Source organism: Pelomonas cellulosilytica (genome assembly GCF_021353265.1).
Lineage (GTDB): Bacteria > Pseudomonadota > Gammaproteobacteria > Burkholderiales > Burkholderiaceae_C > Pelomonas > Pelomonas cellulosilytica.
Genome location: NZ_JAJTWU010000002.1, coordinates 693,335 through 717,001 on the forward strand (window position 1 = coordinate 693,335; position 23,667 = coordinate 717,001).

Annotated in this window: 21 protein-coding genes; 17 read left to right on the forward strand and 4 right to left on the reverse strand. The window is 70.3% G+C overall.

Annotated features, from left to right (window positions below):
* From LXT13_RS07070 to LXT13_RS07080, 3 genes are read left to right on the forward strand one after another with little or no spacing between them, the layout of a single operon-like run.
* Complete coding sequence (locus tag LXT13_RS07070) at positions 1-1,269, forward strand: TolC family outer membrane protein (protein WP_233371118.1); 1,269 nt, start codon at positions 1-3, stop codon at positions 1,267-1,269.
* Positions 1,269-2,576, forward strand: coding sequence for an ABC transporter permease (locus LXT13_RS07075; protein WP_233371119.1), 1,308 nt, complete (start codon positions 1,269-1,271; stop codon positions 2,574-2,576). The genes LXT13_RS07070 and LXT13_RS07075 overlap by 1 nt, the downstream gene beginning before the upstream one ends.
* Positions 2,577-2,635: 59 nt before the next feature.
* Positions 2,636-3,853: an ABC transporter permease gene (locus LXT13_RS07080; RefSeq protein WP_233371120.1), complete on the forward strand. Its 1,218-nt coding sequence runs from the start codon at positions 2,636-2,638 to the stop codon at positions 3,851-3,853.
* Between the two features lie 12 nt (positions 3,854-3,865).
* Here LXT13_RS07080 and LXT13_RS07085 read toward each other — a convergent pair whose 3' ends face one another.
* Entirely contained in the window at positions 3,866-4,693 is an 828-nt protein-coding gene (locus LXT13_RS07085; RefSeq protein ID WP_233371121.1) for a DUF6279 family lipoprotein, read from the reverse strand.
* 98 nt (positions 4,694-4,791) lie between these two features.
* Between LXT13_RS07085 and LXT13_RS07090 the strand changes: the two genes are divergently transcribed.
* The 8 genes from LXT13_RS07090 to glcF all read left to right on the forward strand — a co-directional run bounded on the left by LXT13_RS07090 (position 4,792) and on the right by glcF (position 13,427).
* The gene (locus tag LXT13_RS07090) at positions 4,792-5,262 is read left to right on the forward strand and encodes a retropepsin-like aspartic protease family protein (RefSeq protein WP_233371122.1); all 471 of its coding nucleotides are present in this window, start codon (positions 4,792-4,794) and stop codon (positions 5,260-5,262) included.
* Positions 5,259-6,176 carry a TraB/GumN family protein gene (locus tag LXT13_RS07095; RefSeq protein ID WP_233371123.1) on the forward strand — a complete coding sequence of 306 codons (918 nt, stop codon included), beginning with the start codon at positions 5,259-5,261 and terminating at the stop codon, positions 6,174-6,176. Before LXT13_RS07090 ends, LXT13_RS07095 begins: the two co-directional genes overlap by 4 nt.
* Positions 6,177-6,202: 26 nt before the next feature.
* Positions 6,203-6,961, forward strand: a complete 759-nt coding sequence (locus tag LXT13_RS07100) for a PhaM family polyhydroxyalkanoate granule multifunctional regulatory protein (protein WP_233371124.1) — start codon at positions 6,203-6,205, stop codon at positions 6,959-6,961.
* 30 nt (positions 6,962-6,991) lie between these two features.
* Positions 6,992-7,837: a substrate-binding periplasmic protein gene (locus tag LXT13_RS07105; protein WP_233371125.1), complete on the forward strand. Its 846-nt coding sequence runs from the start codon at positions 6,992-6,994 to the stop codon at positions 7,835-7,837.
* 101 nt (positions 7,838-7,938) lie between these two features.
* Complete coding sequence (locus LXT13_RS07110; RefSeq protein ID WP_233371126.1) at positions 7,939-9,438, forward strand: FAD-linked oxidase C-terminal domain-containing protein; 1,500 nt, start codon at positions 7,939-7,941, stop codon at positions 9,436-9,438.
* Positions 9,435-10,505 (forward strand): glycolate oxidase subunit GlcE, encoded by a 1,071-nt coding sequence (gene glcE / locus LXT13_RS07115; RefSeq protein ID WP_233371127.1) that lies wholly within the window; start codon positions 9,435-9,437, stop codon positions 10,503-10,505. Before LXT13_RS07110 ends, glcE begins: the two co-directional genes overlap by 4 nt.
* Before the next feature lie 16 nt (positions 10,506-10,521).
* Positions 10,522-12,174 (forward strand): phosphoglucomutase (alpha-D-glucose-1,6-bisphosphate-dependent), encoded by a 1,653-nt coding sequence (gene pgm, locus LXT13_RS07120; RefSeq protein WP_233371128.1) that lies wholly within the window; start codon positions 10,522-10,524, stop codon positions 12,172-12,174.
* The gene (gene glcF / locus LXT13_RS07125; RefSeq protein ID WP_233371129.1) at positions 12,174-13,427 is read left to right on the forward strand and encodes a glycolate oxidase subunit GlcF; all 1,254 of its coding nucleotides are present in this window, start codon (positions 12,174-12,176) and stop codon (positions 13,425-13,427) included. The genes pgm and glcF overlap by 1 nt, the downstream gene beginning before the upstream one ends.
* A 55-nt stretch (positions 13,428-13,482) precedes the next feature.
* On the opposite strand, the gene LXT13_RS28640 is transcribed toward glcF, so the two are convergent.
* Together LXT13_RS28640 and metK are read right to left on the reverse strand one after the other, a co-directional pair.
* Positions 13,483-15,024, reverse strand: coding sequence for a methyl-accepting chemotaxis protein (locus tag LXT13_RS28640; protein ID WP_304622803.1), 1,542 nt, complete (start codon positions 15,022-15,024; stop codon positions 13,483-13,485).
* A gap of 168 nt (positions 15,025-15,192) precedes the next feature.
* Positions 15,193-16,374, reverse strand: a complete 1,182-nt coding sequence (gene metK / locus LXT13_RS07140) for a methionine adenosyltransferase (protein ID WP_233371130.1) — start codon at positions 16,372-16,374, stop codon at positions 15,193-15,195.
* Positions 16,375-16,508: 134 nt separating this feature from the next.
* Here metK and LXT13_RS07145 point away from each other — a divergent pair, with 134 nt between their 5' ends.
* From LXT13_RS07145 to LXT13_RS07170, 6 genes are read left to right on the forward strand one after another with little or no spacing between them, the layout of a single operon-like run.
* Entirely contained in the window at positions 16,509-17,387 is an 879-nt protein-coding gene (locus LXT13_RS07145) for a lysophospholipid acyltransferase family protein (RefSeq protein WP_233371131.1), read from the forward strand.
* A complete protein-coding gene (gene dapF / locus LXT13_RS07150) occupies positions 17,384-18,235 on the forward strand; it encodes a diaminopimelate epimerase (RefSeq protein WP_233371132.1) in 852 nt (283 codons plus the stop codon). Before LXT13_RS07145 ends, dapF begins: the two co-directional genes overlap by 4 nt.
* The gene (locus tag LXT13_RS07155) at positions 18,232-18,945 is read left to right on the forward strand and encodes a DUF484 family protein (protein WP_233371133.1); all 714 of its coding nucleotides are present in this window, start codon (positions 18,232-18,234) and stop codon (positions 18,943-18,945) included. Before dapF ends, LXT13_RS07155 begins: the two co-directional genes overlap by 4 nt.
* Positions 18,942-19,865: a tyrosine recombinase XerC gene (locus tag LXT13_RS07160; protein ID WP_233371134.1), complete on the forward strand. Its 924-nt coding sequence runs from the start codon at positions 18,942-18,944 to the stop codon at positions 19,863-19,865. The genes LXT13_RS07155 and LXT13_RS07160 overlap by 4 nt, the downstream gene beginning before the upstream one ends.
* Positions 19,862-21,406 carry a hypothetical protein gene (locus LXT13_RS07165; RefSeq protein WP_233371135.1) on the forward strand — a complete coding sequence of 515 codons (1,545 nt, stop codon included), beginning with the start codon at positions 19,862-19,864 and terminating at the stop codon, positions 21,404-21,406. Before LXT13_RS07160 ends, LXT13_RS07165 begins: the two co-directional genes overlap by 4 nt.
* Positions 21,403-22,596 carry a class I SAM-dependent rRNA methyltransferase gene (locus LXT13_RS07170; protein WP_233371136.1) on the forward strand — a complete coding sequence of 398 codons (1,194 nt, stop codon included), beginning with the start codon at positions 21,403-21,405 and terminating at the stop codon, positions 22,594-22,596. The genes LXT13_RS07165 and LXT13_RS07170 overlap by 4 nt, the downstream gene beginning before the upstream one ends.
* On the opposite strand, the gene LXT13_RS07175 is transcribed toward LXT13_RS07170, so the two are convergent.
* The gene (locus tag LXT13_RS07175; protein ID WP_233371137.1) at positions 22,586-23,659 is read right to left on the reverse strand and encodes an NF038122 family metalloprotease; all 1,074 of its coding nucleotides are present in this window, start codon (positions 23,657-23,659) and stop codon (positions 22,586-22,588) included. The genes LXT13_RS07170 and LXT13_RS07175 overlap by 11 nt on opposite strands.
* Positions 23,660-23,667: the final 8 nt, after the last annotated feature.

A 23,667-nucleotide genomic window follows, 5' to 3' on the forward strand; every position in this document is an offset into this window, starting at 1 on the left:
ATGCGCGTCCTGTTCCTCACTGCGGCGCTGCTGTCCCAGACCGCGCATGCCGACGATCTGCTGCAGGTCTGGGCCGAGGCCCGCGCGGCCGACCCCGTGCTGCGCCAGGCCGCGGCGCTCAGCGGCGCGCAGGAAGCCGCCAGCCGCGAAGCGCGCGCCGCGCTGCTGCCGCAGTGGACGCTGCAGCACGCCGAGCAGCGCGAGACCGGCGGCAACCGCTGGCGTACGACGACCAGCAGCATCAGTCAGCCGCTGGTGGACCTGGCCGCGCTGCGCGAATGGGACGCCAGCCGCAGCGATGCGTCGGCGCAGGCCGCCCGCCTCATCGCCGCCGAGCAGGCGGCGCGGCAGCGGGTGGCCGAGGCCTACTTCGGGCTGCTGTCGGCGCAGGCCCAGCTGGCCACGGCCCGGGCCAACGAGGAGGCGTTCGACCGCCAGGTCAGCGAGGCGCAGTCGCGCTTTGCCGCAGGCCTGTCGGCGCAGGTGGAGGCCGACCAGTCGCGCGCCTACCGCGAGCAGGCGCGTGCCGGTACGCTGGCCGCCGAGCTGGCCGTGGCCGATGCACGCGAGGCCTTGGCGCAGCTCACCAGCGGCACGGCGCCCACGCTGCAGCCTCTGCGCCGCGAGCTGCGTGCCCAGCCACTGCCTGACGATGCCGAAGCCTGGGCGCAGCGGGCGCTGCAGGCCAATCCGGCACTGCGGGCGCTGCAGCTCGACGTGCAGGCCGGCGAGCAACGTATCGCCGGCGCTCGCGCAGGCCACCTGCCGACACTGAGCCTGGGCGTGGATACGCAGCGCCAGCGCGGCGACGGCGTGCCGCTGTCCGACGCCAACCGCACGCCGACGCAGCTCGCGCTGAAGCTGACCGTGCCACTGTTCGCGGGCGGTGCCACCACCGCCGCGGCCGACCGCGCCGCCTTCCAGCGTGAAGCCGCGCGCGAGCAGCTCGAAGCCGGCCGCCGCGCCGTGCTGCGCGAGGTCCGCGCAGACTACCTCGCCGTGGGGCAGGGCGCGGCGCAGCTGCAGTCGGCCGAAGCCGGCGTGCAGGCTGCAGAACGTGCGCTGGAGGCCACGCGCACGGGCCTGACGCTAGGCACGCGCAGCACCACCGACCTGCTGCTGGCCATTCAGACCCTCACCGCGGCGCAGAACACGCTGACCCGGGCCCGGCACAGGCATGTGCTCGCTCTGCTCGCGCTGCACCTGGCGGCCGGGTCGCTGGGCGATGCCGAACTCGCCGCGGTGAACGCACTTTTGGAGACCCGCTGATGTTCCTTCACTATCTCGAGCTCGCCGCCCGCAGCGCGCGCGCCTCCAAGGGCCTCACGGCACTGATGGTGCTGGCACTGTCGCTGGGAATCGGCACCTGCATGACGACGCTGACCGTCTATCATGTGCTCTCCGGCGACCCTCTGCCGGCCAAGAGCGCGCGGCTGTTCAATGTGCAGCTGGACGCGGCCGACATGATCGGCTGGAAGCCCGGTGAAGAGCCCAACTTCGACCTGACTCGCTACGACGCCACGGCGCTGCTGCGCGACCGCAAGGCGCTGCGCCAGGTCATGTCCAGTGGCTTCAATACGGCGGTTGTGGTGCCCGACAGCCAGGTCAAGCCGGTCTTCTCAAGCGTGCGCATGACATCGGCAGACTTCTTCGCGATGTTCGACGCGCCATGGCAATTCGGTGCCGGCTGGAATGCGGCTGACGACGACAGCGAGGCGCGCGTGGCGGTCATCTCGGCCGCGTTGAACGACAAGCTGTTCGGAGGCGCCAACTCGGTGGGCCGCGAGGTCATTGTGCGCGGCCAGCCGCTTCGCATCATCGGCGTGCTCAAGCCCTGGAAGGTGCAGCCCCACTTCTGGGACCTCACCCTGGGCAGCTACACCGAGACCGAGGACTTCTACCTGCCCTTCTCCACGGCCATGGCGCTGAAGATGGGCCACTGGGGAAACATGAACTGCTGGGCCAAGGGTGCGAACGGAGGCAGCTCGCTGGACCTCAACGCCAGCTGCTCGTGGATCCAGTACTGGGTGGAGTTCGCCAAGCCCGAGGACGCCGCCGCCTACCGTGACTACCTCGTGGCCTATTCCGAGGCACAGCGCGCGGCCGGCCGCTTCGAACGGCCGACCAACGTGCGGCTGCGCAACGTGATGGACTGGCTTGGCGCGCAGAAGGTGCTGCCGGCCGATGTGCGGCTGCAGACCTGGCTGGCCTTCGGCTTCCTGCTGGTGTGTGTCGTCAACATGGTGGGGCTGCTGCTGGCCAAGACGCTGCGCCGGGCGGGCGAGATCGGCGTGCGCCGGGCGCTGGGGGCCACGCGCGGGGACATATTCGCGCAGTTCGTCGTCGAGGCTGGGCTGCTGGGGGTGGCCGGTGCGGTGCTGGGCCTGCTGTTTGCGCATGGCGGGCTCTGGCTGGTGCGTCACAGCCCCAACGACTATGCGCGCCTGGCGGAGCTGGATTTCTCGATGCTCGGGCTGACGCTGGGGTTGGCCCTGCTAGCCAGCCTGTGCGCCGGCCTGCTACCAGCCTGGCGCGCAGCGCTTGTCACTCCCGCCGCTCAGCTGAAGGTTCAATGATGTCTGCAACGTTATCTTCCGTTTCGGGCACCGGTGCCACGGGCCTTCGTGGGCTGCTGATGGACTTGCGACCCATCGTGTCGACGCTGCGTCGCCACAAGATCGCCGCCGGCCTCATCGTGCTTGAGGTGGCGCTGACCTGCACGATCGTCACCAATGCGTTGCACCTCATAGAGACCCGCGTCGAGGCGCTGAACACCGACAGCGGCCTGGTGGAGGCCGAGATCGCGGTGCTGAACCTGCGCGGCAGCAAGCCGCAGCCGCCCGAGCGAACAGCAGGCATCGTCGCCGAGGACCTGGCGCAGCTGCGTGCACTGCCCGGCATCAAGTCGGCGACCGTGGCCAACCAGATTGTCTACGGCAACAACAGCAACAACACCAGCGTCGCTGCGGAGCCCGACAACAAGAACCAGCGCATATCCGCCGCGCAATACGTGGCCGACGAGCACATGCTGCCCGCCTTCGGCCTGAAGCTGCTGGAGGGGCGCAACTTTACGGCCACCGAGGTGCAGGAGGAGTTCAAGGTCATGAGCACGGCGAACCCCCGGATCGGGCAGGTCATCATCAACAAGGTGCTGGCTGACAAGCTCTTCCCCGGCCAGTCGGCCGTGGGTCGCACGCTGTATCTCTACGGTGACTCGCCGTCGACCATCATCGGTGTCGTGCAGACGCTTACCCACACCCAGCTGCACCGGGCAAGGCAGGACAGTGGCGGAGCCGCATTGATCCTGCCCATGAGGGGCGGTGGTTCGTACATCATCCGCGCCGAGCCAGGCGAGCTCGACGCCCGGATCAAGGCAGCAACGGCTGCGCTGGAGGCCGGCGACCAGGGCCGTGTCGTTACGCAGGCGCTCCCGCTCACCGAGATGCGAGCCACGTTCTACGCGCAGGACCGTGCGATGGCCTGGCTGATGGGCGGTGTCTGCCTGGCGCTTCTGCTGGTGACTGCGATGGGCATCGTCGGGCTTGCGAGCTTCTGGGTGCAGCAGCGCACGCGCATGATCGGCACGCGCCGTGCGCTGGGCGCTACGCAGGGGCAGATCCTGCGCTACTTCCAGGTGGAGAACCTGCTGCTGACGACGCTGGGCGTCGTGCTTGGCCTGGCCGGTGCGCTGGGCCTGAGCCACCTGCTGATGCAGAGCTATGCGCTGCCCCGCCTGCCGTGGGGTTACCTGCCCGCCGGCGCTGTGTCTCTGGCGATGCTGGGGCAGGTCGCCGTCTGGGCGCCCGCGCGGCGTGCGGCCCGGCTGCCGCCCGTGGCAGCGCTGCGCAGCTGACGGCGAGCGTCATCAGCTGCCGGCCTGCAGCGTGCGCAGGTCGGCGCTCCAGGTGTCCCAGTGATGGTGCACCTGTTCGCGCTGTTTCGCGTCCAGCCCGTTGAGCAGCTTCAGCAGGCTGGCAATGATCTCCTCGCGGTAGGCCTGCTCGGCGGGTAGCGGCTGCAGGTTCTGCATCAGCAGCGCCGTGCCCGCGGCCGCGTCGCCGTGCGACCATGCGCGCAGCGCCTCCGTCGTGCGAGCCTGGCGCGTCGCTCGCCCCTGGGCCAGCATGGGCAGGTCGAAGTGCCAGGACTCGGCGTCGGCGCGGGCCTGCTTCAGCGTCGCGCGGTCCAGGTCGCCCAGCCAGCGCTCCAGGTTGTTGGCATAGCGCTTGGCGCGCTCATGCGGCGCGCCGCGCCCGCTGTTGCGCTCGTGCCATTCGGCGGCTTTGTCGTCCATTTCCTTCTGCAGGTGCAGCCACTGGCCGGGTCGCAGGCCGGCCAGCAGCGGGGCCGCAAGCGGCGCGGCGTGCTGCAGGCTGCGTTCGGCGCTGGCACGGGCGCCGCGCTCCAGCGCCAGCAGTTCATCACGCGTGACGCCGGCTTCCAGCGCCGACTGGGCCTGGCGCAGCAGCGCCTGCCACTGCGGCAGCTCCTCGCGCCGGTGCCAGGTCTGCCAGGCCTGTAGCTGCTGCTTGAGCTGCGCGCGCTGGCCGCTGTCCAGGTCGAGGTAGCTGTCGATCCACAGTCCAGCCAGCAACGGCATCTGCTGGTAGGCCAACGTCAGGCTGGAACAGCCGGCCAGCGCCAGCAAGGCCAGCAGGGTCAGGGCGGCGGCGAGTCGCTTCAGCAGGCGCATGGCGGGATCGTAGGGCGGTAGCACTTGGCGTGGTGGCCCTGCCCGGCAATCCGCATGCCGGGCAGGGCGGTTATCGTCGCCCGGTGTCCCGCCGTGAATTGCCCCATACCCTCAAGCTGCTGACGATCTGGCTGCTGATCACGCTGGTTGTCTTCCTTGGCATCCAGGCGTGGGAACGCGAGCGCGCGGCCAGCCGCTTCCAGCTCGCCGGCGAGACCGTCGTGCTCAAGCGCGGCGAGGACGGCCATTTCCACTGGCCCGGCCGCGTCGGTGGCATCGACGTGGACTTCCTCGTCGACACCGGCGCCACGTCCACCGCGCTGCCGCAGGCGCTGGCCGAGCGGGCCGGGCTGAAGCCGTTGGGCCCGGTGCGCACCTTCACGGCCGGTGGTGCGGCGCAGGGCTTTGCGGCGCGGGCCGACATCAGCCTGGAAGGCGGTGTGCAGGCCCGCGCGCTGACCGTGACGGTGTTGCCCCAGCTCGGTGCGCCGCTGCTGGGCATGGACGTGCTCGGCCGGCTGCACTTCTCGCAGAAGCCAGGCGAACTCCGTATCGAACCCAACCCATGATCCGTGCCCTGTTTTTTGTCCTGCTGGCGCTGTGCGTCAGTGTCGCCCGGGCCGCCTGCCCACCCGTGCCGGCGCAGCCCACCGCCGAGCAGTCGGCCACGTGGGCCGCGCAGGCGCGTGACCGCGGGCCGCTGTGGCGCATCACGCGCGGCGGCCACAGCAGCTATCTCTTCGGCAGTCTGCACCTCGGCAAGCCGGACTGGGCCTACCCCGGACCGACGCTGCGCCGGGCCTGGGAGGCCACCGAGGTGCTGGCCGTGGAACTGGACCCCGCCGATGTCGGGCCGGCGTTGTCGGCGCTGCCGGCGGCCGAGCCGCTGTCGCCCGCACTGGCCCGCGGCATCGAGGCACAGGCGCGCGCCGCCTGCCTGCCGCCCGGCGCGCTGGCGACGCTGCCGGCCATGCTTCAGCTCACGACGTTGACGCTGCTGGAAGCGCGCCGCGACGGGTTCGACGCGGCCTTCGGCCAGGACCTGATGCTGGTGGCCCGAGCGAAGGCCGAGGGGCGGCCGGTGCAGTCGCTGGAGAGCGTGGAACAGCAGCTCGATGCGCTGGAGCCCACGGCGGCGGAGCTGCCGGAGGTCGTCGGCGGTGCGCTTCGCCAGCTGCAGCGCGGCGAGCTGCGCGCGCCGCTGCGCAAGCTCGCCGACGCCTGGGCCCGCGCCGACCTGAAGACGCTGGCTGACTACCCGCGCTGGTGCCGCTGCGCAGACACGCCCGCCGAGCGCGATTGGATGAGGCGTGTCAACGACGACCGCAACATCGGCCTGTCCGAGCGCATCGACGCGTTACACGGTGCCGGCCAGCGGCTGCTGGTGGCCGTGGGTGCACTGCACATGACAGGGCCCCAGGCGCTGCCGCGGCTGCTGGCGCAGCGGGGATTCACCGTCGAACGGATGCCCCCTGCGGAGTAGGATCCGGTCCAACAAGGGGAGACGACATGAGCGACAACGCCTTCACCAAGTTCGTGCCGGGTTTTGACTTTCTGCAGGGCCTCGTCAAGAACGCAGGCGCTGCGCTGCCGGGCATCGGCCAGTGGGTGGCGCCCACGCTCAACCCGGAGGAACTTGCCAAACGCATCGAAGAGCTGCGCACCGTGCAGTTCTGGCTGGAGCAGAACGCCCGCATGCTGGGCGCCACCATCCAGGCGCTGGAGGTGCAGCGCATGACGCTCTCCACGCTGCAGACGATGAACGTGCCGCTGACGCAGCTGCGCGACAGCCTCAAGTTGCCCACCGGCATGGATGCCTCGGCCTGGCCCGGCATCACGCCGGAGGCGGTGGCCGCGGCGTCGGCCGCGCAGGGCGAAGCCCAGCCCGCCGTGCAGGCGCCCGCCAAGGCGGCCCCTCGTGCGGCCCGGCCGGCCGCCAAGAAGCCGACCACCGACACCGCCCCGGCCCTGGGCTTGTCGCCCGGCGCTGTTGACCCCACGCAGTGGTGGACGGCGCTGACCCAGCAGTTCACACAGCTCGCGACGACAGCCATGAAGGACACCGCCACCGATGCCGCCCGGGCGCTGGCCGGCAACCTCGTCAAGCAGTCCTTCGACGCCGCCAGCGATACGCTGCGCAAGGCTGCCACCGTGCCGGGCGCCGTCGTCGGCAGCGTAGCCAAGGGCTTGGCCGGCGCGCCCAAGCCGGCCGCCAAGGCGAGCCGTACCGCTGCGCCGCGCAGCAGCACCTCCCGCCGCAAGGGCTGAGGCGCCCGTCACCCCCGGGCTGCTGGCGTCATGAAACGCCGCCCGCTGCTGCTGATGCTTGTGGCTGCCCCCGCGCTGCGGGCCGCTGGTGCGCCGCTCATCTATCCGATGCACGACCCGGGTCGCGAGTCGCATTGGCGCTATTTGTTGGCCCTGATGAAGCTGGCCACGGAACACGCCGGTGTGGACTATGAGTTCATCGAAGCCCGCGAGCCGATGAGCCAGGCGCGCGTCATCCGCGAGCTGAGCAACCGGACGGGCAGCCTGGACCTGGCCTGGACGATGACCAGCATCGAGCGCGAGGCGCAGATGATTCCGGTGCGCGTGCCGGTGGACCGTGGCCTCATCGGCCACCGCATCTGCCTGGTGCGCCGTGAGCATGCGGACCGCTGGGCTGGCCTGCGCACGCTGGACCAGCTCAAGCGCTACAAGGCCTGCCAGGGCGCCGACTGGCCCGACTACGAAATCCTGCGTCACAACGGGCTGCCTGTGGAAGGCGCCAGCCGCTACGAGGCGCTGTTCGACATGCTGCGCAAGGGCCGCAGCGACTATTTCCCGCGCGCCGTTTTCGAGATCGAGGACGAGGCGGCCGGCGCGCTGGCCGAAGGGCTGGTCATCGAGCCGAACGTGCTGATCCGCTACCCCACGGCGTCCTACCTGTTCGTGCGGCCCGACCGCCCGGAGCTCGCGGCCGACCTGGAGCGTGGGCTGGAGGCAGCAGTGGCCGACGGCAGCTTCCAGCGGCTGTTCCAGCGCTACTTCGGCGACCTGATTGCCCGCCACCGCCTCGTGCAGCGGACGGTGATCACGCTGCGCAACCCATTGCTGCCGCCGGCCACGCCGCTGGGCCGGCCGGGATACTGGCTGGTGCTGTAGCCCCCGATGTGGGCGACGTGGACGTCAGCCGGCCGCCGCGGTGGCGCGGCTACAGTTGACCGGCCCTGATACCCACTGAACCCCACGCCCCACCGGCCGCGATGAACGCCTCCGTCCCCGCCCCCGGCCTCGCCGTCGACCGTGCCGTCCGCCTGCAGTCGGTGCTGGCCGCGCTGGCGCCGCTACTGCCGGCCCATGCGCTGCTCCACCAGGCCGAGCAGACGACACCCTACGAATGCGACGGCCTGACCGCCTACCGCCAGCGCCCGCTGGCGGTGGCCCTGCCGGAGACCGAGGCGCAGGTGGCCGCCGTGCTGAAGGCCTGCCACCGTCTCGGCGTGCCGGTCGTCGCGCGCGGCGCCGGTACGGGTCTGTCGGGCGGCGCGATGCCGCACGAGTCCGGCGTCACGCTGGCGTTGGCCCGGTTCAACAAGATCCTGTCCATCGACCCGCTGGCCCGCACGGCCCGCGTGCAGTGCGGCGTGCGCAACCTGGCCATCTCTGAGGCCGCCGCGCCGCACGGCCTGTACTACGCGCCCGACCCGAGCAGCCAGATCGCCTGCACCATCGGTGGCAATATCGCCGAGAACTCCGGCGGCGTGCACTGCCTGAAGTACGGCCTGACGCTGCACAACGTGCTGCGCGTGCGCGGCTTCACCGTCGAGGGCGAACCGGTCGAGTTCGGCAGCGAGGCGCTGGACTCAGCCGGCCTGGACCTGCTGGCCCTGGTTGTCGGCAGCGAAGGCATGCTGGCCGTCGTCACCGAGGTCACCGTCAAGCTGGTACCCAAGCCGCAGCTCGCGCGCTGCGTGATGGCCAGCTTCGACGACGTGCGCAAGGCAGGCGACGCAGTCGCGGCCATCATCGCGGCCGGCATCATCCCGGCCGGCCTGGAGATGATGGACAAGCCGATGACGGCGGCAGTCGAGGACTTCGTCCACGCCGGCTACGACCTCGACGCTGAGGCCATCCTGCTGTGCGAGAGCGACGGCACGCCGGAGGAAGTGGCCGAGGAGATCGAGCGCATGGAAGCCGTGCTGCAGGCCAGCGGCGCGACGCGCTGCCAGGTCAGCGCCGACGAGGCGCAGCGCCTGAAGTTCTGGAGCGGCCGCAAAAACGCCTTCCCGGCGAGCGGCCGCATCAGCCCAGACTACATGTGCATGGACTCGACGATCCCGCGCAAGCACCTTGCGACCATCCTGCTGGACATCCAGCAGATGGAGCAGAAGTACGGCCTGCGCTGTGCCAACGTCTTCCATGCCGGCGACGGTAACCTCCACCCGCTGATCCTGTTCGATGCCAACGACCCCGACCAGCTGCACCGCTGCGAGCAGTTCGGCGCCGAGATCCTGGAGCGCAGCGTGGCGCTGGGCGGCACCGTGACGGGCGAACACGGCGTGGGCGTCGAGAAACTCAACTCGATGTGCGTGCAGTTCAGCCCCGAGGAGCGCGAGCAGATGCTGGCGCTGAAAGCCGCCTTCGACCCGGCCGGCACGTTGAATCCCGGCAAGCAGATCCCGACGCTGCACCGCTGCGCCGAGTACGGCCGCATGCACGTGAAGCGCGGGCTGCTGGCATTCCCGGAACTGGAGCGGTTTTGAACGTCGCCGAGCTTCAGGCGCGAGTCCGCGACGCGCGCGCACCGCTGCGCATCACCGGCCATGGCAGCAAGGACTTCTACGGTGAGGCGCCCGCCGGCGAGCCGCTGTCCACGCTGGCGCTGAACGGTGTGACGGCCTACGAGCCCAGCGAACTGTTCATCAGCGTGCTGGCCGGCACGCCCATCTACGACGTCGAGGCGCTGTTGGCCCAGCACCGCCAGCGCTTCGCCTTCGAGCCGCCGCGCTTCGGCAACCGAGGCACCGTCGGCGGCATGGTGGCCGCGGGCCTGTCGGGCCCGGCGCGTGCGACGCTCGGCTCGGTGCGCGACCACCTGCTGGGCGCCGTGATGATCAATGGCCAGGGCGAGCTGCTGAGCTTTGGCGGCACCGTCATGAAGAACGTCGCCGGCTTCGACGTGAGCCGCGTTCTCGCCGGCTCGATGGGCCAGCTCGGCCTCATCACCGAAGCGACGCTGAAGGTGGTGCCGCTGCCCGCAGCGGTGGCCACGCTGCGCTTCGAGTTCGACCAGCCGGCCGCGCTGAAAGCGCTCAACCGCTGGGGCGGCGAGCCGCTGCCCATCGAGGCGAGCGCCTGGTGGGACGGCGCGCTGCTGCTGCGGCTGGCTGGCGCGCAGGCCGCCGTCGAGGCGGCCTTGAAGAAGCTTGGCGGCGACGCCATCCCCAACGAGCTGGCCGGCGCGTTCTGGATGGGCCTGCGCCACCACAGCGATGAGTTCTTTGCCGGCGCAGAGCGGGCGGTGGCGGGTGGGGCTCGGATGTGGCGGTTGAGCCTGCCGAGCACCGCACCGGCGCTGCACCTGCATGGCGAGCAGCTCATCGAATGGGGCGGTGCGCAGCGCTGGGTGGTCACGCCGCTGGAACCGGCCGCTGTGCGCGACGCCACGGCGTCCGTCGGTGGCCATGCGACGCTGTTCCGCGCGCTCGACAAGTCGCCCGGCGCCTTCACGCCACTGACGCCGCCGCTGGCGACCATCCACCGGCGCCTGAAAGCGTCGTTCGACCCGCATGGCGTGTTGAACCCCGGCCGCCTCTATCCGACCCTCTGAACCTGGAAGCATCACCATGTCGTCACGACTGCATCCCCTGGCCGGCAAACCCGCGCCCGCCGACGCGCTGCTCGACCTCGCCGCGCTGAACGAGGCCTACTACGCCCGCCGGCCCGACCCGGCCAACGCCGACCAGCGCGTGGCCTTCGGCACGTCGGGCCATCGTGGCTCCGCGCTGGATGGCTCTTTCAACGAGTGGCATGTACTCGCGATCACGCAGGCCATCGTCGACCACCGCAAGCAACAGGGCATCGCCGGCCCACTGTTCGTGGGCGCCGACACGCATGCGCTGTCGGCCCCGGCCGTGACCAGCGCGCTGGAGGTGCTGGCAGCCAACGGCGTGGACGTCATGCTGGCGCCCGCCGGCCAGTTCACGCCGACGCCGGCCGTGTCGCTGGCCATCCTCGAATACAACGTCGGCAAGACCGGCAGTGCGCGGGCCGACGGCATCGTCGTGACGCCGTCGCACAACCCGCCGCGCGATGGCGGCTTCAAGTACAACCCGCCCAACGGTGGGCCGGCCGACACCGACATCACGTCGGGCATCCAGAAGGATGCGAATGCCTATCTCGAGCGGCAGCTGCAAGGCGTGCATCGCCTGGACATCGAGCGCGCAAAGGCCGCCTCCACGACGCATGTCCACGACTACCTGGCGCAGTACGTCGCCGCACTTGAACACGTCATCGACTTCGACGTCATCCGCGCCAGCGGCATCCGCCTCGGCGTGGACCCGCTGGGCGGCGCGGGCGTGGCCTACTGGCCGGCAATCGCCGAGCGCTACCAACTGCCGCTGACGGTCGTCAGCGACGTGGTTGACGGGCGCTTCCCGTTCATGACGCTGGACTGGGACGGCAAGATCCGCATGGACCCGTCGTCGCCGTATGCGATGCAGCGCCTGACGCAGCTGGGCGACAAGTTCGACGTGGCGTTTGCCTGCGACACCGATCATGACCGCCACGGCATCGTCACGCCCACGGGCGGGCTCATGCAGCCCAACAACTACCTCAGCGTCGTGGCGGACTACCTGTTCCGCCAACGCCCCGGCTGGGCATCCGGCCGCGGCATGGGCAAGACGGTGGTGACGACGGCGCTCATCGAGCGCATCGCCAAGGGCCTTGGGGTGCCGCTGTTCGACACGCCGGTGGGCTTCAAGTGGTTCGCCCCCGGGCTGCAGGACGGCACCCTGGGCCTGGGCTGTGAAGAGAGCGCCGGCGCCTCCTTCCTGCGTCGTGATGGCCGCGTGTGGACGACCGACAAGGACGGTATCGCCGCCGCGCTGCTGGCCGGCGAGATCACTGCTCGCACCGGCAGCGACCCGAGCGTCTACTTCAACCAGCTGACCGCCACGTACGGCCGGCCGCACTCCGACCGCATCGACAGCGCCGCCACGCGCGAGCAGAAGGCCCGGCTGTCCAAGCTGTCGCCCGCCGATGTGACGGCCACGTCGCTGGCCGGTGAGCCGATCACGGCCATCCTGACGCAGGCGCCGGCCAATGGCGCGGCCATCGGCGGCGTCAAGGTGACGACGGCCAACGGCTGGTTCGCCGCGCGACCCTCGGGCACGGAAGACATCTACAAGGTCTACGCTGAGAGCTTCAACGACGAGGCGCATCTGCAGCGGCTGCTGCAAGAGGCGCAGGACATCGTGAACACCGCCTTGAAGGCCTGATGCAGACCACCCTCGCTCCCGAGTTCGCCGGCACCGCGGAAGGCGCCGAGGCGGAAGCCATCCTGCGGCGCTGCGTGCACTGCGGCTTCTGCACGGCCACCTGCCCGACCTACCAGCTGCTGGGCGATGAACTAGACGGGCCGCGCGGGCGCATCTACCTGATCAAGCAGGTGCTGGAAGGCGCGGAGCCGACGCGCGAGACGCAGCTGCACCTGGACCGTTGTCTGACCTGCCGCAACTGCGAGTCCACCTGCCCGTCGGGCGTCCAGTACGGCCACCTCGTGGACATCGGCCGTCGTGTCGTCGATGCCAAGGTCGAGCGCCCGGGCGGCGAGCGCCTCGTGCGCTGGCTGCTGAAGGAGGGCATGACCTCTCCTCTGTTCAAGCCGGCAATGAAGCTGGGCCAGGCCTTCCGCCCGTTCGTGCCGGCGTCGCTGAAGGACAAGGTGCCCGCCTCGCCGCCCGCCACGGCGCATGACTGGCCCACGCGCCAGCTCAATCGCAAGGTGCTACTGCTGCTGGGCTGCGTACAGCCGGCCATGGCGCCCAACATCAACAGCGCCACGGCGCGCGTGCTCGATGCGGCCGGCATCCAGAGCCTGGTGGCCGAGGCGGCAAGCTGCTGCGGCGCCGTCCACGAGCACCTGGGCGACCACGGCAAGGCGCTGGACTACATGCGCCGCAACATCGATGCCTGGTGGCCGCTGGTGGCCGGCCCGGGCGAGCGGGTGGAGGCCATCGTCATGAACGCGTCGGGCTGCGGCGTCATGGTCAAGGACTACGTCCATGCGCTCGCGCAGGACCCGGCCTACGCCGACAAGGCGCGCCGCGTCAGCGAGTTGACGAAAGACCTCAGCGAGCTGCTGCCCGACCTCGTGCCGGCGCTCAAGACCCGCTTGAAGGCCAAGCCCGGCGCGCTGGCCTACCACCCGCCGTGCACGCTGCAGCACGGCCAGAAGCTGCGCGGCGGTGTGGAGGCCAGCTTGCGCGAGCTGGGCTTCAGGATCGACTGTGCGCCGACCGACAGCCACCTGTGCTGCGGCTCCGCGGGCACCTACTCCGTGCTGCAGCCGACCCTGTCCAAGCAGCTGCGCGACAACAAGCTGGCGGCGCTGGCGCCGCTGCAGGCCGAGCAGATCGTCTCGGCCAACATCGGCTGTATCCAGCACCTGCAGAGCGGCACGGCCACGCCCGTGAGGCACTGGGTGGAGGTGCTGGACGACGCGCTGCGCGGCGTGGCGGCCGGCGACTGAGCCGGCGCCTGCGCGCCAGCGGCCAGGCACCGAAAACCGGGAGTCCGAAGCAGCCTCAGGTCCTGAACCGGGTGACGAGCTTGACCAGCTCGTCGGCCTGATGCTTCAGGCTCTCCGCAGCGGCCGCGCTTTCCTCGACCAGCGCGGCGTTCTGTTGCGTGGCCTGGTCCATCTGCGAGACGGCCTGCCCCACCTGGCTGACGCCGGTGCTCTGCTCGCGGCTGGCCGAGCTGATCTCGCGAATGATCTGCGCGACGCGGTCGATAGCCGTGACGACCTGCTCCATCGTCTGGCCGGCGCGATTGACTAGCGCGGCCCCTTGCTCCACACGCTCGACGCTGTCGCCGATCAGCGTCTTGATTTCCTTGGCTGCGGCGGCAGAGCGCTGGGCCAGTGTCCGCACCTCGCCGGCGACGACCGCGAAGCCGCGGCCCTGCTCGCCGGCGCGGGCGGCCTCGACGGCGGCATTGAGCGCGAGGATGTTGGTTTGGAAGGCGATCGCGTCGATGGTGCCGATGATGTCGGCGATGCGGCGCGAGCTTTCCTCGATACCACGCATGCGTTGCACGGCCTCGCCGACGACTTCGCCGCCCTGCCGCGCGACGTTGCTCGCGTCATTCGCCAACTGGTCGGCCTGGCCGGCGTTGTCGGCATTGAGCTTGACGGTGGCGGACAGCTCTTCCATCGAAGCGGCAGTCTCCTCGATCGCGGCGGCCTGTTCCTCGGTGCGGACGGACAGGTCGTGGCTGCCGATGGCGATCTCCGAGCTGGCGGTGGCCACCCCGTCGGCGTTGTGACGCACCGAGCCCACGAGCTCGCGCAGCGACTGCTGCATGCCGGCCAGCGCCCGTGTGAGTTCGGCTGTCTCGTCCTCGCCGATCGAGCGAATCTCGCGGGACAGGTCGCCCCGGCCGACCTCCTGCGCCTCGCGGATGGCGGCGCGCAGCGGCGTGACGACGGAACGGGTGATGAGCCACGCGGCGACGACGCCCAGGCTCAGGCAGATGACGGCCACCGCCAGCATGACCAACTGCGTGCGCCGCGCGGCCTCCAGCACCTGGCGTGTCTCCTCGCGCACGCGCTCGCCCTGGTAGTCGGCCAGCTGTGTGAGGGATTTGACGTAGGTTTCGGACGCCGGACGCATCTTGCCTTCCAGCGTCTGCAGCGCCGCATCGCGGTCGCCGGCCTTGAGCTGGGCGAAGACCTGGTCGCGGATCTCGACATAGCCCTTGCGGTTGTCGGCAATCGCGCCGATGAGGGCCTTGCCTTCCGTCGTGTCGGCCGCTGCGGACGTTGTCTTCTGCAGTTCGCTGATCTTGCCGCTGGCGGTCTTGATGATGGGCGAGAAGAACTCCGCGACCGGGCCCGATCCACCGGCTCGGGCAACGGCATCGGTGCGGGTCACGTTGAGCTGGGTTTCCGTGCGCCAGTCCTGGGCGAGGTCCTGCAGGCGCTGCAGCTCGACGAGCCGGTCGATGTGCGGGCCGACGTTGGCGAGCTGCTGATAGCTCAGGCCCACGGCCGCGGCCAGCAGGGCCAGCACCAGCCCAAAGCCCAACGCCAGCCGGGTACCGATGCGCAGGGATTGCATCTTCATCATCGCCTCCGTGTAGTCATGGCCGGGGCAACGGACGTGCCTCTGGCCGAGCTGACTCTAGCGTCGGCGGCAAGACGTGGCGCGTGGAATTACACCGCCTTTGGCGGCGGTGTTGCGGATGAGTCCATGGGCCTTGCCGAATCCGAGCGGCGCTCGCGCGCCGCAGCCCTACAGGCCTGCAGCAGCGCGCAGCGCCGCCGCCTTGTCCGTCCTCTCCCACGTGAACTCCGGCTCTTCGCGGCCGAAGTGGCCGTAGGCAGCCGTCTTGGAATAGATCGGACGCAGCAGGTCCAGCATCTGGATGATGCCCTTGGGCCGCAGGTCGAAATGCTCGTTGACGAGCTTGGCGATCTGGTCGTCGGGGATGACGCCGGTGCCTTCGGTGTAGACCGTCACGTTCATCGGCCGGGCCACGCCGATCGCATAGGCGACCTGGATCTGGCACTGGCGGGCCAGGCCCGCGGCGACGACGTTCTTCGCGACATAGCGCGCGGCGTAGGCGGCGCTGCGGTCGACCTTGGACGGGTCCTTGCCGCTGAAGGCGCCGCCACCGTGCGGGCAGGCGCCGCCATAGGTGTCGACGATGATCTTGCGGCCGGTCAGGCCGCAGTCGCCTTGCGGGCCGCCGATGACGAAGCGGCCGGTCGGGTTGATCAGGTACTTCGTGTCGGCCGTCAGCCAGGCCTTGGGCAGCACGGGCTTGATGAGTTCCTCGCGCACGGCTTCGTAGAAGGCGTCGGTCATGCGGTCGCCCAGCGAGTACTCGGGCGCATGCTGCGTCGACAGCACGACGGTGTCGATGCTGTGCGGCTTGCCGTCCACGTAGCGCATCGTGACCTGGCTTTTTGCATCGGGCCGCAGGAAGGGCAGGCGGCCGTCCTTGCGCAGCTGGGCCTGGCGCTCGACGAGGCGGTGGGCGTAGTAGATGGGCGCCGGCATCAGCTCGGGCGTCTCGTCGCAGGCGTAGCCGAACATCAGGCCCTGGTCGCCGGCGCCGGTGTTCAGGTGGTCGTCGGACGCATGGTCCACGCCCTGGGCGATGTCGTTGCTCTGCTTGTCGTAGGCGACGAGCACCGCACAGCCCTTGTAGTCGATGCCGTACTCGGTGTTGTCGTAGCCGATGCGCTTGATGGTGTCGCGCGCGACCTGGATGTAGTCGACGTGGGCGTTGGTCGTGATCTCGCCGGCCAGCACGACGAGGCCGGTGTTGCACAGCGTCTCGGCGGCCACGCGGCTGCGCGGGTCCTGCTCGAAGATGGCATCCAGGATGGCGTCCGAGATCTGGTCAGCCACCTTGTCGGGGTGACCTTCGGAAACCGATTCGGACGTGAAGAGAAAGTCGTTCGCCACTTTTAAACTCCGGTTGCTAGGTTGATCGGCGTTGCCGTCGCTCCAGGAGGGGGTGCGGCGAACGCTTTAGCGGGATTTGTGAATCGCCCCGCAAGTAGTTCAGTAACTCGGCGATTCACGCAGTATAGAAAAACATGGGCTGGCTCTTTCGCTTCGTCTCCGGCTGGCCGTTGGCGCTTTTGCACGCTTTGGGCGCTGTTCTCGGCTGGATCGTCTTTTTCGCGTCGGGCGTCTATCGTCGGCGTTTCCGTGACAACGTGGCCCGGGCCGGCATTCCGTGGGCCGAGGCCCGGCCCGCCGTGGCCGCCGCCGGTCGCATGGCCACCGAGCTGCCGTGGTTGTGGGTCGGCACGCGCGGACGATCGCTAGGCGACAAGCTGCGCTGGGACGGCGGCGAGCTGATCGAGGCGGCGCTGGCCGAGAAGCGCGGCCTCGTCATGCTGACGCCGCACCTGGGCTGCTTCGAGATCTGCGCGCAGGCCATCGCCGAGCGCTTCACGACGCCCGAGTCGCCCATCACCGTGCTATACCGCCCGGCGCGCCAGGCGGCGTTGCGCGACGTGATGGCCGGTTCGCGCGAGCGCCCGGGGCTGGCGACGGCGCCAGCCTCGCTGGCCGGCGTGCGGCAGATGATCCGGGCCTTGCGCCGCGGCGAGGTCATCGGCTTGCTGCCTGACCAGGTGCCACCCGACGGGCTCGGCGTGTGGGCGCCGTTCTTCGGCCGGCCGGCCTACACGATGACGCTGGCCGCTCGCCTCGTGCAACAGACTGGGGCTGCGGTGTTGCTCATCTGGGGCGAGCGGCTGCCGCATGGCGAGGGCTTCACCGTCCACGTGCTGCCGGCGCCGGAGATCGCGAAGGACGCGTCGGCGGACGCGGCTGCGGCAACCATCAACGCCGCGATGGAAAGCCTGATCCGCCGTGCACCGGGCCAGTACCTGTGGGGCTACCACCGCTACAAGGAGCCTCGAGGGCTCGACATCGGTGCCGCCCCCGATAATCCGACACCATGAGATTGCGCTTCACCAAGATGCAAGGCGCGGGCAACGACTTCGTCGTCATCGACGCGACGAAACAGCCCTTCAGCCTGACGCCCGAGCAGATGCGGCGCCTCGGCGACCGCCGCTTCGGCGTCGGCTGCGACCAGATCCTCGTCATCGAGCCGAGTGCGGACTCCGGCGCGGACTTCCGCTACCGCATCTTCAACAACACCGGCGACGAGGTGGAGCACTGCGGCAACGGCGCGCGCTGCTTCGTGCGCTTCGTCGTCGACCACCAGCTGACGGGCAAGCGCGAGATCCACGTCGACACGATGAACCGCCGGCTGTTCCTGAAGCTGCAGGACGATGGCCGCGTGACAGTCGACATGGGCGCGCCGGTGTTCGAGCACGCGGCGCTGCCGTTCGACCCCGAGGGCCTGCAGCCGCGGCTCGTCAACGGCTTCGAGCTGTGGCCGGTCGACGGCGCAGAAGTGGGCGTGGTTTCCATGGGCAACCCGCATGCGGTGCAGCGCGTGGATGATGTGGAGACGGCGCCCGTGCTGACGCAGGGCCCGCGCATTGAGCATCACCCGAGCTTCCCGCGCCGCGTCAATGCCGGCTTCATGCAGGTGCTGGCCCGTGACCGCATCGCGTTGCGCGTGTTCGAGCGCGATGCCGGCGAGACGCTGGCCTGCGGCACCGGCGCGTGCGCGGCGGTGGTCGTCGGCATCCGCGCCGGTTGGCTGGACAACGCGGTGGAAGTGCAGACCCGCGGCGGCCTGCTGCGCATCGAGTGGGCGGGCGGCGACAACGGCCGATTCGGTCCGGTGCTGATGACCGGCCCGGCCACGAAAGTTTTTGACGGAGAGATCGAGCTGTGACTTCCAACCCGGCCGCGGACGCGGTGCAAGGCATCACCGAGACGGACATCGCCAACTACCTGGCGGCCACGCCCGGCTTCTTCGAGCGCCATGCAGCGCTGCTGGCGAGCGTGCAACTGCAGCACCCGCACGGCGCGCGCGCCGTGTCGCTGCAGGAGCGCCAGGCCGAGATGCTGCGCGACAAGATCAAGGGCCTGGAGCTGCGCATCGTTGACATGATCCGCAACGGGCAGGACAACGTCGCCATCGCCGATCGGCTGCACCGTTGGACATTGGCGGTCATGCGCACCGCGGCCACGCCGGCCGAGCTACCGGGCGTGCTGCTGGCCGAGCTGCGCCACCAGTTCCTGATCCCGCAGGCCAGCCTGCGGCTGTGGGGCGTGGCGCCGGAGCACGAGGCGCTGGAGTACGCGTCCTCCGTCAGCGCCGATGTGAAGAGCTTCGCCAGTAGCCTGAGCCAGCCCTATTGCGGCGTCAATTCGGGCTTCGAGGCTGCGCGCTGGCTGGGCCTGTCCGAGAGCGGTGGCATCGCCACGTCGCTGGCGCTGATCCCGCTCGTGCAACCCAGCGCGAACGAGGGCAAGCCCTTCGGCCTGCTGGTGCTGGGTTCGCCCGACCCGACGCGCTACACCGCCGAGATGGGCACGGACTTCCTGACCCGCGTCGGCGAGATCGCCAGCGCCGGGCTGGCCGGCCTGCTGGCCACATGACCGAGCTGTGTGCGGACTTCGGTGAGTATTTGCAGCACGCCCGCGTGCAGCAACGCCTGAGCCCGCGCACGCTGCAGCTCTACACCGATGGGCTCGTCCGTCTGCAGGGCCTGCTGGCCGATGCCGCGCTCGACGTGCGCGCATTGAACCTCGCCCAGGCTCGCCGCCTGGCCGCGCTGCTGCACCGCGAGGGTTTGGCGCCCAAGTCCATCGCACTGCTTCTGTCGGTCTGGCGCAGCTGCTACCGATGGCTGGGGCTGCAAGGTCGCATCGCGCTGAACCCGTTCGACGGCCTGCGCGCGCCCAAGGCGCCCAAGCCGCTACCCAAGGCGCTGGGTGTGGACGACGCGGTGCAACTGGCCAGCCATGTGCCGGACGACATCGCCGACTCGCGGCTGGAGGCGCGCGACCGCGCCATGGTGGAGCTGCTGTATGGCGCCGGCCTGCGCGCGGCCGAGCTCATCGGGCTGGATGTCCAGGCCAGCGGCACGGCGGCCGGCTGGGTGGACCTGCAGTCGGCCGAAGTCCACGTGCTCGGCAAGGGCGGCAAGCGCCGCAGCACGCCGCTGGGCCGCGCTGCGGCCGACGCGCTGCGCGAGTGGCTGGTCGTGCGCGGCCAACTGGCGGCGCCGGGCGAGCCGGCGCTGTTCGTAGGCGCACGCGGCCACCGCGTGGCCGGCTCCACGCTGCGCGCAATGCTGTCGACCCGTGCCGTGTCGGCCGGCATGCCGGCCCATGTGCATCCGCACATGCTGCGCCACAGCTTCGCGTCCCACCTGTTGCAGTCCAGCGGCGACCTGCGCGCAGTGCAGGAGCTGCTGGGCCACGCCCATATCACGACGACCCAGGTCTACACGCAGCTGGACCACCAGCACCTGGCGCGCATCTACGACGCCGCGCATCCGCGGGCCAAGAAATGACCCTGTTCCGACCGACTTCGCCTCGTTCCGTCGCGGCGCTTGCCGCGCTCGCGCCCGTGCTGGCGTGGGCCACGCCCGACGACGCGCCGTTTGCCAACCCGGCCCGCCTGAACACCATCCGCCCGGCCACCGTGGAAGCCAACTGGACGTCGATGAAGATGCCCGACGGTGGCCGCGCGGCCTTTGCGTCAATGAGCTACATGATGGCCTTCGACGACGACTGGGGCTTCGGCCCCGGCTTCTACGGCGCGGCCAAGGGCAACTACGGCGGCATCTTCACGGTCGGCTTCACGGGCCAGCGGCGCTGGCGGCTGAGCCGCAACACGCACCTGGCGGCCAGCCTCTACGTCGGCGCGGGCGGCGGCGTGTCCAGCGAGCAGCTGCGCTTCGGTGGAGGGCTGATGCTGCGGCCGGAGCTGTCGCTGCGCACGGAGAACGGCCCCTGGTACACCGGCATCGGCATCTCGCAGATCCGCTTCCCTAGCGGCAACGTCAAGAGCGGCGTGGGCCTGGCGTTCACGGTCGGGCGGGCGATGGACTTTGCCAGCTTCTCGCCATCGGACGCCGGCCTGCCGGGCCGGTCGGGCCGCCGCACGGGGCTGGGTTTCGACGAAATCACGCTGACCGGCGGCCTGGAGAAGCCACGCGCCTCCAGCCGCGACCGCAGCGGCAACCCGCGCACGGCCAAGGTCGGCAAGGCCGGCGCGGAGCTGCGCCAATACATCGCCGATGGCAGTTGGTGGGGCGTGGAGGCGTCGGGCGCGGCCAAGGGCGGCGCTGACGGCTACATGGAAGTGCTGGGCCAGATCGGCCAGGACTGGGCGCTGCTCGGCACGCCGCGCGTGCGCGTCGGCGGCCAGCTGGGCGCCGGCCTCGGCGGTGGTGGCAACCTGGACACCGGCAGCGGCTGGCTGCTGCGCGCGGGGCCCACGCTGCGCTGGATCACGCCCTGGGGCCCCAGCCTGCGCCTGGACGCCGGCTACACGCACAGCTATAGCGGCGCCTACCGCGCCACCTATTTGCGTGCCGCGATCAGCATGCCGCTGGACCGCGCGCCCACGCTGATCGGCGACGACCCTGGCGGCACGGTGCGCGTGCAGCAGCTGGGCGCGAGCGTCATGCACCTGCCGCGGCTGCGCTTCAAGAACGGCCGTCAGGAGGCGGTGACGCACCTGGCCGTCAATATGTCGCGCGAGTTCTCGCCGCGGCTGTACGGCACGGCGCAGGCCGGCAGCGCGGCGGCGGGCAGCGCGGGCGCCTATTCCTTCGGTCTGTTTGGCCTGGGGGTGCAGAGCGATCCGCTGCTGGACGCGAAGCTGCGCGTGGGCGCCGAATGGCTGGTCGGCGCGGCGGGCGGTGGCGGCGTGAAGGTGGGCGGCGGCGCGGTGACGCAGGCCGAGGCCTGGGCTCAGTGGGCCGTCAGCGAGCGGCTGCGGCTTCGCGCGGGTGTCGGGCAGTTCCGCACCGTGCGCGGCCACGACCAGTCCGCGCCGCTGACGCATCTGCAGCTGTCGTACGCATTCGGTACGCTGCAGCGATGAAGAAGGTCGTCATCCGCGCCGGCAAGGAGCGCTCGCTGCTGAAGCGCCATCCCTGGGTGTTCGAGAGTTCCATCGCCCGCGGCGGTGGCGATTCGGGCGAGACGGTGCGCGTGGAGGCGGCCGACGGTCGCTTCCTGTGCTGGGCGGCGTTCAGCCCGCAGTCGCAGATCCGCCTGCGGGCCTGGAGCTTCGACGAGGCCGAGCGCATCGACGCGGCCTTCTTCGGGCGCCGCATCGAGCAGGCGGTGGCGATGCGTGCGCGCCTGCCGATCGCGTCCGACGCCTGGCGGCTGGTGCACGGCGAGGCCGACGGGCTGCCCGGGCTGGTCGTGGACCGTTACGGCGACACGCTGGTTGCGCAGTTCGCGAGCGCCGGCGCCGAGCGCTGGAAGCACGCCATCGCCGACGCGCTGCTGGCCGTGACCGGGTTGACGCGACTGTACGAGCGCTCCGACGCGCAGGCCCGCGAGTGGGAAGGCCTGCCCGTGCAGACTGGCTGGCTGCGCCGCAGCGCCGATGACGACGGCGCGACCGCGCTGACGATCCGCGAGCACGACTGGCGCCTGACGCTGGACGTGGCCGAGGGCCACAAGACCGGCTATTACCTAGACCAGCGTGACAGCCGCCGTCGCTTTGCCGATGCGGTGAAGCAGTACGGCGTGAAGACCGTGCTGAACTGCTTCAGCTACACGGGCGGCTTCTCGGTGGCCGCGCTGGCGGGTGGCGCGCAGCAGGTCGTCAGTGTGGACTCCTCCGGCCCTGCGCTCGCGCGAGCCACCGCGCACGTGGCGCTGAACGGTTTTGACGCCAGCCGCCACGAGACCTGGGACGCCGACGTGAACGCCACGCTGCGACGCTGCCTCGCCGAAAGCCGGCGCTTTGACGCCATCGTGCTCGACCCGCCCAAGTTCGCGCCCACGGCGGCCCACGCCGAGCGCGCTGCGCGCGCCTACAAGGACATCAACCGCCTGGCCTTCATGCTGCTGAACAACGGCGGGCTGCTTTACACGTTCTCCTGCTCGGGCGGCATCGCGCCCGACTTGTTCCACAAGATCGTGGCCGGTGCGGGCCTCGATGCCGGCGTGGACGGCTACATCGTCGAGCGGCTGTGCGCCGCGGCGGACCATCCGCAGACCGTCTGCTTCCCCGAGGGCGACTACCTCAAGGGCCTGGGCATCCTCAAGCGTTGACGCGCTGGCTGCGGCGGCGCGCCCAGCCGATGACGGCCAGCCCGCCCAGCAGCAGCGCAGCGCCAGCCGGCTCGGGTACGGCGGTGGCGAGGTTCCAGCCGATGGCGTCCAGCGCCAGCAGGTCAGCACCGGTCGCGTCGTAGGACTGGCCCCAGGGCACGATGGGCCGCATCAGCGTGGCGCTGCTGCGCAGGAAGTGGCTGGCTTGGTCCGTCGTGCCGGATGAGAAACCCTCGATGGCCGAGGCGCCGCCGTCCAGCGAGAAGTAGCTCGCGCCGCCCACCGTGAAGTCCAGCGTTCCCGGCGCGCCGTAGCGGTAAAGGTCCAGCGGGCTGTACCAGGCGCTGTTGTCGAAGCCGTTCTGCGTCCCACACTGCAGTGGCTCGCTCAGGCAGTGGCTGATGCCGTCCACTCCGGAGTTGAAGCCCAGTGCGTGGCCGATCTCGTGCTCGGCGACGGTGATGAAGTCGATGCGGTCGGCCGGCACGCCGCCACCGGTGCGTTGGTAGGCGAAGCGGCCCGCGTAGCCGCTGGCGAAGCGGATCGTCGCGTCCGCCACGCCGGCTTCGTCGAAGGCGCTGCGGTCCACGCCGAGCGCCTTGGCGTTGGCCGACGTGAGCTGCAGCAGGCGGTTGTCGTTCGCGTTGACGCCTGTGGTGTCGTTGTTCAGCCGCGTGCTGCCGTCGGTTTGCGTGGACAGGAAGCCCAGCGCCGGGCCGGGCTGCAGGTGACTGAACGCCGTGGCGTCGGCGGACGATGTGCGATCCGTGGCCAGCCGGCCGCGCACGTCGGTATAGCTGAGCTGTACCTGGTCCCACGTCGTGTTGCCCAGCGTGTTGCCGCTGAGGTCGTCGAAGCCCACCTTCAGGTAGACGGTGACGTTGTCGGTCAGCCGGCTCTTCCAGTAGTCGGCCGCGACGTTGAAGCCGGCCAGTTGCTCGGCCGTGAGCGCGGCGCCGGTGGTCTGCAGCACGAAGTCCAGCGCCTGGGCGCCGGGGGCGAACAGCGACAGGCTCAGGGCGGCCGCCAGGGCGGCGCGGCGCGGGGCAGGGCGGGTAGGCATGGAGGGTG

Excerpts from the sequence above, each read along its gene's own strand:
- LXT13_RS07105 (WP_233371125.1), top strand. The coding sequence starts at position 6,992 with ATGAAACGCCGCCCGCTGCTGCTGATGCTTGTGGCTGCCCCCGCGCTG.
- LXT13_RS07110 (WP_233371126.1), top strand. The coding sequence starts at position 7,939 with ATGAACGCCTCCGTCCCCGCCCCCGGCCTCGCCGTCGACCGTGCCGTC.
- LXT13_RS07160 (WP_233371134.1), top strand. The coding sequence starts at position 18,942 with ATGACCGAGCTGTGTGCGGACTTCGGTGAGTATTTGCAGCACGCCCGC.
- LXT13_RS07070 (WP_233371118.1), top strand. The coding sequence starts at position 1 with ATGCGCGTCCTGTTCCTCACTGCGGCGCTGCTGTCCCAGACCGCGCAT.
- LXT13_RS07145 (WP_233371131.1), top strand. The coding sequence starts at position 16,509 with ATGGGCTGGCTCTTTCGCTTCGTCTCCGGCTGGCCGTTGGCGCTTTTG.
- pgm (WP_233371128.1), top strand. The coding sequence starts at position 10,522 with ATGTCGTCACGACTGCATCCCCTGGCCGGCAAACCCGCGCCCGCCGAC.
- LXT13_RS28640 (WP_304622803.1), bottom strand. The coding sequence starts at position 15,024 with ATGAAGATGCAATCCCTGCGCATCGGTACCCGGCTGGCGTTGGGCTTT.
- LXT13_RS07095 (WP_233371123.1), top strand. The coding sequence starts at position 5,259 with ATGATCCGTGCCCTGTTTTTTGTCCTGCTGGCGCTGTGCGTCAGTGTC.
- LXT13_RS07080 (WP_233371120.1), top strand. The coding sequence starts at position 2,636 with ATGGACTTGCGACCCATCGTGTCGACGCTGCGTCGCCACAAGATCGCC.
- glcF (WP_233371129.1), top strand. The coding sequence starts at position 12,174 with ATGCAGACCACCCTCGCTCCCGAGTTCGCCGGCACCGCGGAAGGCGCC.
- LXT13_RS07075 (WP_233371119.1), top strand. The coding sequence starts at position 1,269 with ATGTTCCTTCACTATCTCGAGCTCGCCGCCCGCAGCGCGCGCGCCTCC.
- LXT13_RS07170 (WP_233371136.1), top strand. The coding sequence starts at position 21,403 with ATGAAGAAGGTCGTCATCCGCGCCGGCAAGGAGCGCTCGCTGCTGAAG.
- LXT13_RS07085 (WP_233371121.1), bottom strand. The coding sequence starts at position 4,693 with ATGCGCCTGCTGAAGCGACTCGCCGCCGCCCTGACCCTGCTGGCCTTG.
- LXT13_RS07175 (WP_233371137.1), bottom strand. The coding sequence starts at position 23,659 with ATGCCTACCCGCCCTGCCCCGCGCCGCGCCGCCCTGGCGGCCGCCCTG.
- dapF (WP_233371132.1), top strand. The coding sequence starts at position 17,384 with ATGAGATTGCGCTTCACCAAGATGCAAGGCGCGGGCAACGACTTCGTC.
- LXT13_RS07165 (WP_233371135.1), top strand. The coding sequence starts at position 19,862 with ATGACCCTGTTCCGACCGACTTCGCCTCGTTCCGTCGCGGCGCTTGCC.
- LXT13_RS07100 (WP_233371124.1), top strand. The coding sequence starts at position 6,203 with ATGAGCGACAACGCCTTCACCAAGTTCGTGCCGGGTTTTGACTTTCTG.